The organism is Pararoseomonas baculiformis (assembly GCF_017813395.1).
Lineage (GTDB): Bacteria > Pseudomonadota > Alphaproteobacteria > Acetobacterales > Acetobacteraceae > Roseomonas > Roseomonas baculiformis.
In genome coordinates this window covers 1-14,268 of the sequence record NZ_JAGIZB010000031.1, presented here as the reverse complement: position 1 = coordinate 14,268, position 14,268 = coordinate 1, and the positions used below count along the sequence as shown (strand labels likewise).

6 protein-coding genes and 2 pseudogenes are annotated in these 14,268 nt (G+C 70.8%); 5 read left to right on the top strand and 3 right to left on the bottom strand.

The genetic code is table 11. The annotated features are described in order from the left end of the window. The first annotated feature begins 46 nt into the window (after positions 1-46). The 3 genes from J8J14_RS21395 (at position 47) to J8J14_RS21385 (ending at position 10,122) form a co-directional block, all read left to right on the top strand. Entirely contained in the window at positions 47-3,337 is a 3,291-nt protein-coding gene (locus J8J14_RS21395; RefSeq protein ID WP_209381590.1) for an STY4851/ECs_5259 family protein, read from the top strand. Next, a complete protein-coding gene (locus J8J14_RS21390) occupies positions 3,330-9,368 on the top strand; it encodes a DEAD/DEAH box helicase (protein ID WP_209381589.1) in 6,039 nt (2,012 codons plus the stop codon). Before J8J14_RS21395 ends, J8J14_RS21390 begins: the two co-directional genes overlap by 8 nt. 151 nt (positions 9,369-9,519) lie before the next feature. After that, a complete protein-coding gene (locus J8J14_RS21385) occupies positions 9,520-10,122 on the top strand; it encodes an SIR2 family protein (protein ID WP_209381588.1) in 603 nt (200 codons plus the stop codon). 488 nt (positions 10,123-10,610) lie between these two features. Here the strand turns inward: J8J14_RS21385 and J8J14_RS21380 are convergent, their stop codons facing one another. The 3 genes and pseudogenes from J8J14_RS21380 to J8J14_RS21370 form a co-directional block, all read right to left on the bottom strand. Then, on the bottom strand, positions 10,611-11,039 hold the full coding sequence (locus tag J8J14_RS21380) for a hypothetical protein (protein ID WP_209381587.1): 429 nt from the start codon (positions 11,037-11,039) through the stop codon (positions 10,611-10,613). An 81-nt stretch (positions 11,040-11,120) separates the two neighbouring features. After that, the gene (locus J8J14_RS21375) at positions 11,121-11,492 is read right to left on the bottom strand and encodes a hypothetical protein (RefSeq protein ID WP_209381586.1); all 372 of its coding nucleotides are present in this window, start codon (positions 11,490-11,492) and stop codon (positions 11,121-11,123) included. Positions 11,493-12,159: 667 nt separating this feature from the next. Then, positions 12,160-12,687 (bottom strand): annotated as a pseudogene (locus J8J14_RS21370) (integrase core domain-containing protein); the annotation flags it as partial. An 83-nt stretch (positions 12,688-12,770) separates the two neighbouring features. On the opposite strand from J8J14_RS21370, the pseudogene J8J14_RS21365 reads away from it, so the two are divergent. Together J8J14_RS21365 and J8J14_RS21360 are read left to right on the top strand one after the other, a co-directional pair. After that, positions 12,771-13,844, top strand: a pseudogene (locus tag J8J14_RS21365) (IS630 family transposase). A 164-nt stretch (positions 13,845-14,008) separates the two neighbouring features. After that, on the top strand, positions 14,009-14,268 hold a 260-nt coding region (locus tag J8J14_RS21360), incomplete at its 3' end, for a transposase (protein WP_209381585.1).

The window sequence follows — 14,268 nt, the reverse complement described above, 5'->3', positions numbered from 1 at the left end:
ACGCAGGCGGGACTATCATGCTAACGGGAGAAGAACAGCTGGCCTGATGAGTGCAGGTGACTTTCTCGCGCAGCGCTGGCTGACGCACGACTTCTGCTCCGCGCGGACCGTCGCCGAACCGCCCAAGGGAGTACCACTCTGCAGGCTCCGTCTGAGTGAGGCCGAGGCTGGCCGAGCTCGCGAGATCCTGACCGGCTACGTCCGCACTGGCCTGCGAACCGAGAGGCATCTAGCCGCCCTGTTCTGCCTGTTCGCGGCCGATGCGGTCCGGAGGCATCATGCGGGTGGGCCATGGACCTGGGACACCATCGCCGCCGCGCTGGAGATGCCGGGCGGGCTCGACGAGACAGCGATGCGTGACCTCGTCGAGCGGGGCCTCGCATTCTGGCAGCGGCCCCTGCGCAAGGACGCTCGCGGCCGCCGCTTCCTGGGGTCTCTGGTGCTTGAGGGCGGAATCCCTGCCTCGCTGATGGGGCGGGCGGATTTCTCCTACTTCCTGCGCCAGCTCCAGCGTGACCTGGACCAGTTCGGCGCACAGTCCGCCGCCGCCGCAGAGCTCTTCGCCGAGCAGAGGTCCTCGCAGCTTCCACCTGCGTGGCGACAGGCAGACACCCTCGCGTTGGCGGCCGAGTTGCTCATCGAGCTGAAGCGATGGCGCCAGCTTCTGCCCCCATCGGCGAGCGGCCAAGTGGCGGTCTCGCTGCTCAACTCGGCTCACCCCGAGTGGAGGCGTGACCTTCCGCTAGACCTCGGCGACGAGGCTGCCGCACGGCTCATCGGATCCCTGTTAGAGGCGCCGAGGGTCGGGCCGCCGCCGCTGAAGGTGCTCCCCGCACTCTGCCGGAGGGTCCTGGTCCGGACCAAGGCGGGGTGGCGCCACGCCGTCTGCGCGCTCGGGCCGGGCCTACTGCCGGCGGATCTGATATCCATGCCGCCCTTCGGGGTTCAAGATCCGCCGGACCGGGTCCGCTTCCTGGTCGACGGGGCGGCGGCGCGGGAGATGGCGGTCGCCGAGCGGGAAGCCGAGGGAAGGTGGCGCTTCAGGCCAATGGCTGGGACGCCCGTCCCCGCGACAGCTGAGGCCGTGTCGGTCCGTCTCGTCGTGGACGGGGGGGAACGGGCCCGAGTGCCGCTTCCGGGGGGCGCCGCACTCGCCGACCTCCCCTGGGTACTCGAGGAGGGGGACGCCGTCGGCGGGGAGGCTAGCCTCCTCCTGCACGCGGGATACGGCAGCCGGACCGTCGAAGGCGACCGGGTCTTCCTGGCGGTGGCGCCGGGGAGCGGCTCCCTGACCGTGCTGAGCGGGGAGGCCAGGGCAGTCGGAGAGGTCGAGGCAACCGGACGCCTCGTCTACGAGGTCGCCGGCCGGGCGGTCTGGCGCGATGCCGGCGACAGCATCGGGATCAGCCTGGCCACGGGCGGCCGGCAGGCTCGGGCGGCGAGCCTCAGCATCGACGCTCGGCGTCCAGATTGGACGGTCCTGGCGCCGCTGGTCAGCCTCGGGGCGCCCCGTGTCGGCTCCTCTTCTGCGGGCCCGTCCTCGCGAGTGCTCGTGCGGCGCGCGGGCGCCGGGAACGTTTGGAACGCCGTCCGGCCCGAGAGCTGGCGCCCCGGGACAATCGACGTGGCGCTCGTCGACGGGAACGAGATCCTGGACCGTTGGAGGCTGCTCGTGCTGCCGGCTTGCGCGCGGATGGACTTGGTCGTTCGCGATGGCCGGCGCGCCGTCGTATCCGCTGAGGGCATGCCGCAGGTGCTGCTGGCCGTGGAGGGCCACGCGGGACGCGCCCTCGAGCGGACGGAGGATGGCGCGCGTGTCGAGGTCGACTTCGCCGATCTCCCGCCGTCCGACCTCACGGTGGTTACACGCCTCGGTGGCTCCTCCGACCCGACCGAGGTGCGCCACCGCTTTAGGGTGCCGCTTTCGGCAGGGGGCTTCTCCGGACCCGACGGCCGCCAGATGCGGGCCGGGGCAAGATGCACTCTCTCGCACCTCGACACGATCGTTGCGCGGGCCGCCGACGGCGGCGAGCAGCCTGCGGAACTTGCGGCGCGGCTCGCCGGCGTGGCCGAGGGGCTGCTCCAAGGCGTCCGCCTCGGGCTCAGCGCCGCCTTCATCGGTGACATGCCGCTCTCCCGCATCAGACGGACCCTGCGCCGCCTGTGCACCACCGCGCGCTCTCAGGACGCCGAGCTCCAGCTCGAGGTGCTGCGTGGGGGCATACCGGGCCGGCCGCTCCGCATCGCCGCCTGTGATTTTCAGCTCCACCTCGATGGGACCTCGATGCGCGCCTCGCTGATGGGGTTCGACGGCCGGCCGGCGGAGCCTAAGGACGGGGACGGACTTGCCGTGCTGAGCCTCCCGCGGCCTGCCGACGCCCTTCGGTCCCTGCACGACGGCGGGGCTGGATGGGTCCTCCCCGGGCCGGACGAGCCCGGGCCGTGGCTCGTCGTCGGGGAGGGCTCGCTTGCGGGACGGGTGAGGCCGAGGGTCTGGGACGCGGCGCCACCTCGAGCCTCCGAGGTCGCAGGCCTCGCATCGATCATCGCTCAGTCGGACCGGCAGGCAAGGAGCGCTGGCCTCGCCGAGCGCCTCCGGGAGGTCGCCGCGGAGCCCTATGCGGAGCATGCCGAGGGGGACTGGCAGATCTTGGACGCGACCCTCGACAGGGCGGGCAGTCTGGCGCCCGCGCTTTCCTTCGACCTGCTCGAGGCCGCGGCTGCCGTACCGGAGCTGCTGCCGCACTGGCTCCTCAGGGCGGACCAAGAACGGCTGTCGCGACTGGCCGGGGCGGAGGACGAGCTGCCAATCGCCTGGGCTATGGTCCCCCTAAGCGCCTGGCGCGCGGCCGGGGCCGCCTTCCTCGAGCGTTGGACCGCGGTCGCGGGCTCGGTGCTGGCCAGGGAGGTGCTGGCCCGCCGCCTGGAGGAGGCCTGCCTGCTGTGTCCCCCCGTCGCCGGCGCCGCCTGGTACGTGCGGGAGGCGTTCGAACTCGATCACGCGCCTGGCGAGCCGCGCCTCGGCGCGCTTCTCCAGCCCGCCCTAACTGCCGCGCTCGACGCCTGGATCGGGCCGGTGCTGGACGACGCCTCCTGGGCGGCTGGGGTCTTCGCCGAGTCTGACTGGCAGAACCTCCCGGCTGCCCTCCGCGTGAGTGCCGCATCCTTCGCCGCCCGCCGAGCGGTGGACGGCTGCTCCGTGCCGCCACGCCTCGTCGCTGCCGTAAGGTTCTGCCGGCACGCCGCGGAGGACGAATTCGATCGCCGCTTCCGCTGGGCGCTGCAGCGGGAGATCGCGCGCTCGCCCCGCCACCTCGAGACTGAGGCTCATGCCTGAGACGCGCATCTCCTCGCTTGTCCAGACCCTAACGTCCCGTGCTGCCGAGGCCGCGATCGGCCGCAGCCGCATCGTCAACGGAGCGCTGCGCGAGCACCTGCGGGTGCGACTCTCCTGCGCGGCTGGCGCGACCGGCTCGCTCATCGCGGACCCGGTCCTCGAGGCGGCCTTCGGGCACGAGCCGGCTCCGGCGACGCTGCAGGAGCTCTCCGAGCAGGGGCTGCTGCACCCCGAGACCGTCGCGGCCCTGGCCGAGGCGGAGCCGCTGGACGCCGCCGAGGGGCGGGCGCGGAACACCCTCCCACGGACCCTCAGGCCCTACACGCATCAGGTCGAGGCATGGCGCGCGCTAAAGGAGGAGGACGCGCGCTGCGTGCTCGTCTCGGCGGGAACCGGCTCGGGGAAGACCGAGAGCTTCCTCGTCCCCATCCTGGACGACCTCGTCCGGCAGAGGGCGACCGCGCGGCGGCTCGTCGGCGTGCAGGCGCTGCTGCTCTACCCCCTGAACGCGCTCATCGCGAGCCAGCAGGACCGCCTCGCCGACTGGACGGCGCCCTTCGGGGGGGATGTGCGGTTCTGCCTCTACAACGGCAACACGCCCGAGGAGCTGCCGCTCGCGAGGCGGGCGGAGCGGCCGTGGGAGGTCCTGGACCGGGCCAGCCTGCGGCGCGAGCCGCCGCCCGTCCTGGTGACCAACGCGACCATGCTCGAGTACATGCTGCTCCGGGGCAAGGACGCACCGATCCTCGCGGCCTCCCGCGGTCGCCTGCGCTACGTCGTGCTCGACGAGGCCCACACCTACCTCGGGTCGCAGGCGGCGGAGATGACGCTGCTCCTGCGCCGCACCCTCCACGCGTTCGGCGTGGCGCCCGAGCAGGTCCGGTTCGTCGCGACGTCAGCGACCCTCGGGAGCGCGGGGGATCCGTCGGTCGCGCGCGAGCTCCGGCGCTTCTTGGCCGACCTCGGGGGCGCCGCTGAGGAGCGCGTCTCCGTCGTGCTCGGGCGCCGGTTCGTACCCGAGCTGGAGCAGGGCGGGTACGGCGGGCTCGCCGCCGACTCAGCCGCGGTCCGACTCCGGCAGCTCCTGGCCGAGGCCCCCGCGACCCTGTCGGAGGCGCGCCGGGCCGTCGCTCCCGCATCCGCGGACGAGCTGCTGGAGCGGGGCATCGCCGCGCGCGGGCGGGACGGGAGTCCCTTCCTCCCGCTCCGGCTCCACCTGTTCCACAGGGCCCAGAGCGGCGTCTGGGCGTGCATCGACCCGTCCTGCTGCGGGAGGACGGGCACGCAGCTGGACGGCCCCGACTGGCCCTTCGGCAAGGTATTCGAGCGAGACAGCCCGGCCTGCGACGCCTGCGGCGGTCGCACCCTGGGCGTCCTGCTCTGCGACGACTGCGGCGCCCCGTTCCTGGACGCCGCCATGGACGCGGGCTTCACGAGGGTCGAGCGCCGGCTCGACGAGGCCGCTCTGGACGAGTTCAGGCTCGAGGCGGAGGTCGAGGAGGACCCCGAGGACGAGGCGACCGAGGATCGGCCGCTCCCGTCCATGCCCTTCGTGGTGGGGCCGACCGGGCACCCGGGCGGAGCGCAGCTGAGCGTCGACCCGAGGTCGGGGGAGGTACGTGACGCGGCCGGTCCCGGCACTGCCCGCCTCGCGCGTTACGGTCACGAGTTCTGTCCCTGCTGCGGGGGCGGGAACGCGCGAGGGACGCTCTTTCGCCCGATCCGGCTGGGCGGACCGTTCTTCGTCGGCACCGCAGTGGACGTGCTGCTGGACGCCGCGCCCCCACGGCCGCCGGCTGCTCCCGCGCTCCCCCACGCGGGGCGGCAGCTGATCACCTTCACAGACAACCGGCAGGGGACCGCACGCTTCGCGGCCCTCCGCCAGCAGGAGGCAGAGCGCACCTACGTCCGCGGTTTCGTCTACCACGCAGTGCAGGACGGAGACCCGCACGCCGCCGCCGAGGCCTCGAACCTCAGGTCGGAGATCACAATACTCGAGCCACTAGGCGGCGCTGCAGCGGGGTTGGTCCAGGCGAAGCGCGCGCGGCTGGCGGAGCTCGAGCGTGGCGGCTCGCTCCCCTGGCCGTCGCTCCTCGACCACCTTGCGGCGGCGAACGCCGACCAAGCCGACCTGCTCGAGATGTGGCGCGGCATCGAGCGGCGCTTCGCCGAGCCGCGCGAACTCGCGCGGCTGCAGCTCGTGACCGAATTCCTTCGCAGGCCGCAGCGCGCGAACAACCTCGAGACAATGGGACTGGCGGCGCTGCGCTATCCCGCCATCGACGGGCTCTCGGAAGCCTCGATGCCGGACCTGTTCCGGGATCGGGGCGCCACGCTCGCGGACTGGCAGGACTTCCTGTACCTCACCGTCAACTTCTTCGTCCGCGCCAACTCTGCGGTGCAGATCGACGAAGGGCTCGCCCGCTGGACCGGCCAGAGGGCTCGCACTCGGACCTTCCTCCCGCCCCGCCACGACGGCCCGACGACCCGCAAGGAGAGCCGCTGGCCCATGCTGCGCGGCGCGGCTGGCCGCGTCAGCCGGCCAGTGCTCCTCCTCCGGGACGGACTCCGCCTCGACCTCGACGACAGCGCCACCCGGGACGGCGTCAACGACGCGCTGGAGGCGGCGTGGCGGGTCGCGTCGGGGCTGGGCACCCCTGGAGTCGACGGCCTGCGGCTGGACCTGGGACGGACGCACCTCTCGGCCCTGCGTGAGGCTTGGCTCTGCCCCGTGACCGGGAGGGTGCTGGACCGCTGCTTCCGCGGGGTCACCCCCTACGTCACCCAGAACCCCGCCCCCCTGCGTCCCAGCTGCGAGCGCCTGGCCCTGCCGCGGCCGCCGCACCCCTGGCTGAGGCGCGAGGACGGGAGCGACGCCCGCGACGAGACGACGGCCTGGCTCGGTGAGGACCCCGCGGTCGCGGCCCTGAGGCGGCGCGGGCTGTGGACGGACCTGCATGACCGTGCGGCGCTCCGGGCGCCCTTCGTCAGGACGGTCGAGCACTCGGCGCAGCAGCCCCCGTCCAGGCTCCGGGACTACGAGCAGCGCTTCAAGGCGGGCCGCATCAACGTGCTGAACTGCTCCACGACGATGGAGATGGGCGTGGACATCGGCGGGATCACCACGGTCGCCATGGCCAACGTCCCCCCGTCGCCCGCCTCCTACCGCCAGCGCGTCGGGCGGGCGGGGCGCCGAGGGGAGTCGCTCTCCGTGGCGTTCACCTACTGCCCCGACACACCGCTCGGCTGGCACGCCTTCGACGCCCCGGGTGCGCCCCTCCGCGAGGCCATCGCGCCGCCGCGGGTCGCGCTGGATAGCCGACCCCTCGTGCAGCGGCACGTCAACGCGCTCCTCCTCGGCCGATTCCTGCGCCTGATCGACGCCAACGGACTGCTCCTGGAGGCCGGGGATTTCTTCGGCCCGGAGGCTGGAGACGCGGCGCCGTGGAAGCGCTTCGTCGGCTGGCTGCGGGCCGACGCCCTGCACGACCAGGTCGTCAGCGAGGCGCTGCCTCGGCTCCTCGCGAGGACCGCGCTGTCGGGGGTGGCTGACGTCGCTCAGCGCAGTGCGGACGCACTTTCGCCACGAGCCGAGGCCTGGCTCGCGGAGCGGCAGGCGCTGGCAGAGGACCTCGAGGCGACGGACATCGAGGCCGCGCGGCGGGCGATCGAGCTCCAGCTCAAGCGCATGGACGGGGAGTTCCTCCTGGGCGACCTCGCACGCGCCGGCTTCCTGCCGGGGCACGGCTTCCCGACCGACGTGGTGCCGTTCGTGGCCCTGTCCCCGGCGGACCAGGAGCGGGGTGCGGCGCGGGAGAGAGAGGACGCAGGCGCGCGCGCGCGACGCTTCCCGACCCGACAGCTCGACATGGCCATTCGGGAGTACGCGCCGGGCGCCGACGTCGTCGTCGACGGAATCGCGTACCGCTCCGCCGGCGTGACGCTGAACTGGAAGCGGCCGGCGAGCGAGGAGGAGAGCAGGGAGGTCCAGGCGGTTCGGTGGTTCTGGCGCTGCGGCGGGTGCGGCGCCGCGGGCTCGGCGCCGCGCCGGCCGGAGGCCTGCAGCGCCTGCGGGTCGGCAACGATCAAGAGCGAACGGGTGCTGCAGCCGCCGGGATTCTCGACCGACCTCCTCGAGCCGCCGTCCAACGCGGTCGACTCCGTGGCCTTCGTCCCGCCGCCGAGGCCCGTCGTGTCCGCCCGCGGGACGTCCTGGACCGCCCTGGAGAACCCGGACCTCGGCCGCGCACGCGCGAGCTCGGAAGGCACGATCATGGCACTCAGCCGGGGGCCGACGGGCCACGGCTACGCGCTCTGCCTTGCATGCGGGAGAGCGGAGCCCGAGGCCTCGGAGGCGAGGGAGGGGGCTCCGATCGCGCTCCCCGCGCGCCTCGCCCGGCACGCCCCGCTGCGCGGCCATCGTCGGCGGCGGCCCCAGTGCGACGGTCCCGACCGCGGCTTCGCGGTGCAGCGGCACATCGCCCTCGGGTACCAGAGGCAGACGGACCTCTTCGAGCTGCAGCTCGCCGCGCTAGAGGACGAGGCGCTTGCGACGACCGTCGCGGTGGCGCTCCGCGAGGCCTTATGCCGCCGGCTCGGGGTCGAGCGAGAGGAGGTAGGCTGGCACGTCGACCGGCTTCCCGAGCCGGGAGAGCAGCCGCGGTGGTCGGTCTTCCTGCTCGACACGGCGCCGGGCGGCGCCGGATACGCGACGAGCGCGGGAGCGGAGCTGACCGACCTGCTGCGGCGAGCCAGGGAGGTCCTGCAGTGCAGCAACCCCCGCTGCGAGAGCGCCTGCCCCTCATGCCTGGTCCGCAGGGACACGGGGCGCGTCGTGGACCTGCTGGACCGGCGGGCTGCGGCGGCCGCCCTGGACGCCGTGCTCGCCGGCCTCGTGCTGCCGGCCCGCGCGCGACTCTTCGCGGAGGCCGCGGACCAGCGCGTGGCTGCGGCTCCCCTGCCGCTGGAGGTCGAGCGCGCGATGGCGTCGCGCCCGGCTGCGGGACTGCACCTCCTGCTCCACGGTCGCCCTGGCGAGTGGGACCTGATCCCGTGGTGGGCGACGCCGCTGCTCGAGCGGCTGGGACGCGACGGGCGAGCGGTGACGCTGCTCGCTGCCCCAGCGACGATGGCGGCCCTCTCCTTCGAGGACGCGGTCGCCCTGAAGGCCCTGGTGGACCGGGCCGGCCCCACGGTGCGGCTGGCGGCCTGGAGCGCGGAGCCCAGTCCCGGGACGCTCCTCGCCGCGGTCAGTAGCCGCCAGGGATGCCTGGCGTGGGCGACGCTCGACGCCGAGGCCGCGTCGGTCAGCGCTCAACCTCCGGAGGCCGTCGTGCGCGCGTCGCTTCCAGCCTCGCCGGTGTGCGAGGGAGGCCAGGCTGACCTCGCCTCGATCGTGCAGCGCCTGCGTCCGACGATGCACCGCCTCTCGGTCGGGACCGACCTCGACGGCCCGGTCGGCGGCTTCGGACAGCGGTTCTGGGCTGCCATCGGTCGCCTTCCCGCCGTCTCCGGTTGGCTGGCGCGCAGCCCTCGCGTGGAGCGGATCGCCTACGGCGACCGCTACCTGTTCTCGCCCCTTGTGGTCCGCATGCTGCACTCAGTCCTGGCGGCGGCACCGGTGCCGCGCACCGCGGGGCGCCGACTACCGCTGCAGCTGATGACGCTCTCAGACCGGTACGATCGCCGTTCGGGCATGTCCTCGGGCCTTCGGGACGACTGGCCGAACCTGAACACCCGGGACGACGTGCTCAAGGCCGTCCTCGGGCACGCTGGCTTCGACGTCCACCTGGAGACCGCCGACCGCCGCGGGCTGCCGCACGCGCGGCGCCTGCGGCTCGAGTCGGCGGAGCACGGCGCTATGGAGGTCCTGCTGGACCACGGCTTCGGGCACTGGATGCCCGAGCGCCGCGTGCCGTTCGACTTCAGTGCCGGCGCCGCGCGCCAGGGTGCAGACCTCCTTAGGACCGGCGTATCGGTAGTGGGTGAGCCGGGGAAGGCCACCGAGATCTTCGTGGACCTTACGGTCTGATGGACGCTCCTGCGGTCACGGACTACCGATCCGGCAAGGGTAGATGGCAGGACCTCGAGGGAACATCCGGTCCGCGCCGCGCTGCACGCCGCGCACCTTCCGGTCGGCAGCCCGTTCGAGGCAGCGAAAGCCAGGTAGGGAGGTCGGTTGCGTGACGGTCCTCGGCACGACGAAGGAGCTAGAGGAGGTCCTGCCCGGGCTCCATGCCGCGCGGGAAGCAGGCCGCCTTGTTCCCTTCGTCGGCGCGGGCCTGAGCCGGCCACACTGCCGGAGCTGGCTGCAATTCATCGACGCGCTCTACGCCGAGTTCGGCGTCGGGGCCGCGTCGGTCCCTGGTGGTGCCGATCCCGAGGGCTTGTACCGGGTCGCCGACCGGGTGGCCGCGTGGCTCCGGCTCCTCCCTGCCGAGGAGAGGCGCCGCCGGATCCGAGCCGCGCTGCACGCCCCCACTTTCCCGGCGCTCCCGCCCCAGGCGGTTGTCCTCGCTTCGTTCTCCTGGCCGCTCGTCGTCACGACCAACTATGACGACGTGGTCCCGCGCGCGCTCCGCCAGCAGTGGAGAGAGAAGCAGCCACGCCTGCTCGGCAGGTCGCCGCAGGACTGCGTCCAGGTCCTCCGCTCGCTCGACGCGCTAGACGCCCCGATCGTCTGGTACATCCAGGGCCATGTCTGCGGCGACTCTGCCGCCAGCCAGAGTGGGGAGCCGACTGCGCCCTCGCTGTTCGACGAGATCCTCGTCGGGCACCAGCAGTGACAGCACGCCATCAACTCCAGCCAATCATTCCGGCGCGTCTTCTCGGAGGTGTTCCGCCGCCGCTCCCTGCTCTTCGTCGGCAGTGGCCTCGCGGGGAGCTACTTCGTGAGCCTCATCGCAGAGTGTGAAGAATCGCTGAATCGGGACCCTGCCCAAAACCGGTTTGCGGTGTTGATTCAATACAGAAGGTTGACGTGAGGGTGGGGTCCCGATCGGCGCTCATCGGGAGCCCACCCGTTGGCCGGAATCTTACTTGAGATCAGTGGGTTGAGATCGGTTATCGGAGGGGTCCTGGTTCGGCGCTTATGGACAGCGGACTGCGCTCGCGCACAGACAGGCGCCGTGCGACCGAGGTGGGCATCGCCGTCCGCGCACTCAACCGCATGCTCGACCTTGGACGCCCGGAGTACGTCCGGCTCGCGTGACCGCGGACCCGCCAACGGCCTCCTGCGCCGTCAAGCTGGTCCACGCAACGCAGTCCATCGCTGTCAGAAAATCATGTGACCAGCAGGCACCTGTGCCCAATGCCGCCAGCGATCCTCAGCGTCGAAGAACCTTGCGCTCTCGCGCATGGCTTCGTTGGGGCCCGGAATGGAATCCCGGACACGCCGACCCTGAAGCAGCCAGAGGTTCGCGACCAGCCAACCCACCTCCAGCCGTTCGCCAGCAAGGCCAGGATTCCGGCTGAGCTCATCAAAACTGAAGCGCTTACACGCCCCGTCCTGCATCTGCCATTCGAGGTGGGCAGTGCCGCTGACGTCGATGATCTTGAAGTCGCCGACACCAGGTAGCCGGCCATACGCGTCCACCTGGAGCTGGGGCACCTTCCTCTTCCTCGCCTTCCGGCGCACCGCCTCGAGATCCTCCGTCTTAGGGAGCGGAGGCAATTCGGGATTGCCGGGATTCGCGTTGTCCAAGTGCGTTCGTCCTTACCGAGCAAAGTGACATGCTGCCGTGGCCATGATGGCACTGAGGTCAGAGTGTCCTAACCGTCAGCATCAGCGGACAGCGTAATCATACAGGAACTGTCGGAAATCTTCCAGTTCGTCCCTTCCCACCTCAGCCGGCGAGTTATCCTGCCGCCAGAACTCGTTAGGGATCTGACGGGCCGCCTCCGTCTCGCCATAGCAGAGCGAACGGAACGTGCCGAGCCAAGTGAACTGCGATGCATGCCTCAGCAGTTCGTTCAGCGCCGGTAGCGCAGCCGTGTCGTCGAGGTGACGGTCGCGCACTCGTCCGACAAGAACATTAAGGGCTTCCTCGACCGCATTGAGGTTCAAGTCGCTCCGCGGTGGGTTCATGTAGAGAGAGTGGCTCGCGATGAAGTCGAGCATCTCCTCGCGTGATGCGAACCAGTAGAACGCGCTCATGCCGCCACCTATGGCTGCGGGCGCGTCGCCGTAGGCACAGAAACCCCAGTCGCTGTCCGTGGGCTCCCTATCGAAGGCGACCTGCGACACCTAATGGGCAGCCTCAACCGCGGTCTGCTCATCGTCCATCGGCTAGCCCTCCCATTGTTTTGTGGGCGCTCTGGCTGCCGCGCGCAGGCGACGGCGCGCCATAAGGCTATTCAGGCCATGCGGTCGCGATGAAAAGCCGAGGTGCATGGAGATCAGCCCGCGATGCCAACTGCCTTGAGTAAAAGGCCTGGACCCGCTCCGTCAATCATGAGCCCAAATGCAGTGGCCTGCTCGGCCTCAGTCGGATCTTCAAGATGGGCGGCGTCGTTCCTGGCGCGCGCGAGACGTCCCAGCGAGGCGGTAAGAATTCCATCAAGCAGGAGCGCGCCGTTCAACGGGGAGGGGGCAGACCGGAGATATCTGCGGAATGTCGTGACAAGGGGGCTCTCGGCGGAGCGGAAGGGCCCAGCTGCGGCACCCAGGAGGCGCATCATCCCGCCGAGGGCAGGCGGGCGGCCTCCAGCGATATGGCGGGCGATGTCCTCGTAGCGAGGGTCGTTCGTCACGCGCGCCTCAACCGTCTGCAGAAACGGCCGCACCACCCTGACCAGCCCCACGATGGGGTCCAGGCAGATTTTTAATGGAGCATGGCTGCGGCCTGTCCTGAGCTGGTGGGTGGATGGCCCGCGGGAGACGGAAGAGGTGATGGCAGGAGCACCTCGGGTGCGGGCGGGCGGTAGTGGAGCGAGGAGTGCGGGCGGACGGTGTTGTAGTGCCGCCGCCATGCTTCGATGAGGACCTTGGCCTCGGCGAGGGTGTTGAACACCTCGGCATTCAGCAGCTCGTCCCGGAGCTTGCCGTTGAAGCTTTCCACGTAGCCGTTCTCCCAGAGACTGCCGGGCTCGATGAACGCCGTCCTGACACCCACGCCGCTGATCCAGCCCTTCACGGCCGTGGCGGCGAACTCGGGCCCGTTGTCCGAACGAACATGACCCGGCACGCCGCGCAGGATGAACAGGTCGGACAGCACATCGATCACGTCGGCGGCCCTGAGTTGTCGGCCTACCCGGATGGCCAGGCACTCGCGGGTGAACTCATCCACGACATTTAGCATGCGGAACCTGCGCCCATCCCGGGTGCGGTCCTCGACGAAGTCATAGTACCAAGTCTCTGAGACCATGACTCTCGTGGGGGATTCCCCCACGGGGCCGGATTGTGATTCAAGATGGCGAACGGTGGAGGTTCGTCATGGCCATTCCGCTTCGCGGTGACTTCGACGCGGCTCGGTTGCGTGTGGCGGCGCGGCGGACGAAGGATGCGGCTCAGGCCCGGCGCCTGCTTTCGCTGGCTGCGGTTTACGATGGTGCGAGCCGGACCGAGGCGGCCAAGATCGGCGGCGTGACGCTGCAGATCGTCCGGGACTGAGTGCTGAAGTTCAACAGCGCCGGTCCCGATGGCCTCGTTGACCGCAAGGCTCCTGGCCAGCCCTCCCGGCTGACGGACGCTCACCGTGCAGCGCTGGCGGCCGTGCTGGAGAGCGGTCCGATGCCCGCCGTACATGGCGTGGTGCGTTGGCGCCTGGTCGATCTGTGCCAGTGGCTCTGGGAGGATCACAAGGTCAGCATCGCCAAGCAGACGCTGAGCCGGGAGCTGCGCGCTCTGGGCTGGCGCAAGCTCTCCGCCCGGCCGCGCCACCACGCCCAGGCTGACGGCGCGGTCGAGCTTTTTAAAACACCTTCCCCGCAACGCTGGATAAGATCGCGCGCGAGAAGGGTGTCCAGCCCTCCGGTCTAGAAATCTGGTTCGCCGACGAAGCCCGGTTCGGACAGAAGAACAAGATCACCCGCCGCTGGGCCAGGCGCGGTACCCGGCCCAGCGCTCCGCAGGACCAGCGCCCGTTCGGCGCAGTGCCCCGAACCGACCTACATCTTCGGCGCAATCTGTCCCAAGGAGGGCAAGGGCGCGGCCCTGGTCCTGCCTCACTGCAACACCGAGGCGATGAACCTGCACCTGGCCGAGATCGCCGCCACGGTGGCGCCAGGAGCGCACGCCGTCCTGCTGCTCGACCAAGCCGGATGGCACCTCTCCGACAAGGTCGCGGTTCCACCCAACATCACACTCGCGCCGCTGCCACCCAAGTGCCCCGAACTCAACGTCATGGAGAATGTCTGGCAGTTCATGCGCGACAACTGGCTCTCCAACCGGGTCTTCCGGTCCTACGACAACATCGTCGACCACTGCTGCGACGCCTGGAACAAGCTCACAGAACAGCCCTGGCGCATCATGTCCATCGGGCTGCGCGACTGGGCCTACAGGTCGTGATCAAAGAGATCTGGTATCAGGTCAGCGCATGGCTCAAGCGAGGGGTTGTCGACGGAACCGTCAAGAAGCTGTCGAAGCCGGCGCGGTACCAGTGGGCTGGAAAGGATCGGCCGCAGGCATCCTTAAAGCTGGGGACAAAACTCGGGCTGAGGCGTTGAGGAGGGATGGCCCTCCTCGTTGCTGACGACCTCTGGGCGGTGGTGGAACCGCTATTGCCGCGGGATCGGCCGAAGCCGAGAGGTGGCCGACCGCGTGCACCGGATCGCGTGGCCCTGGCTGGCATCCTGTTCGTACTGAGGACGGGCATCCAATGGCATGAGGTTCCGACCGAGCTGGGCTGCTGCGGCAAGACGTGCTGGCGGAGGCTGGGCGAGTGGCACGCAGCCGGGGTTTGGGCCCGGCTGCATCGGGTTCTGCTGGAGCG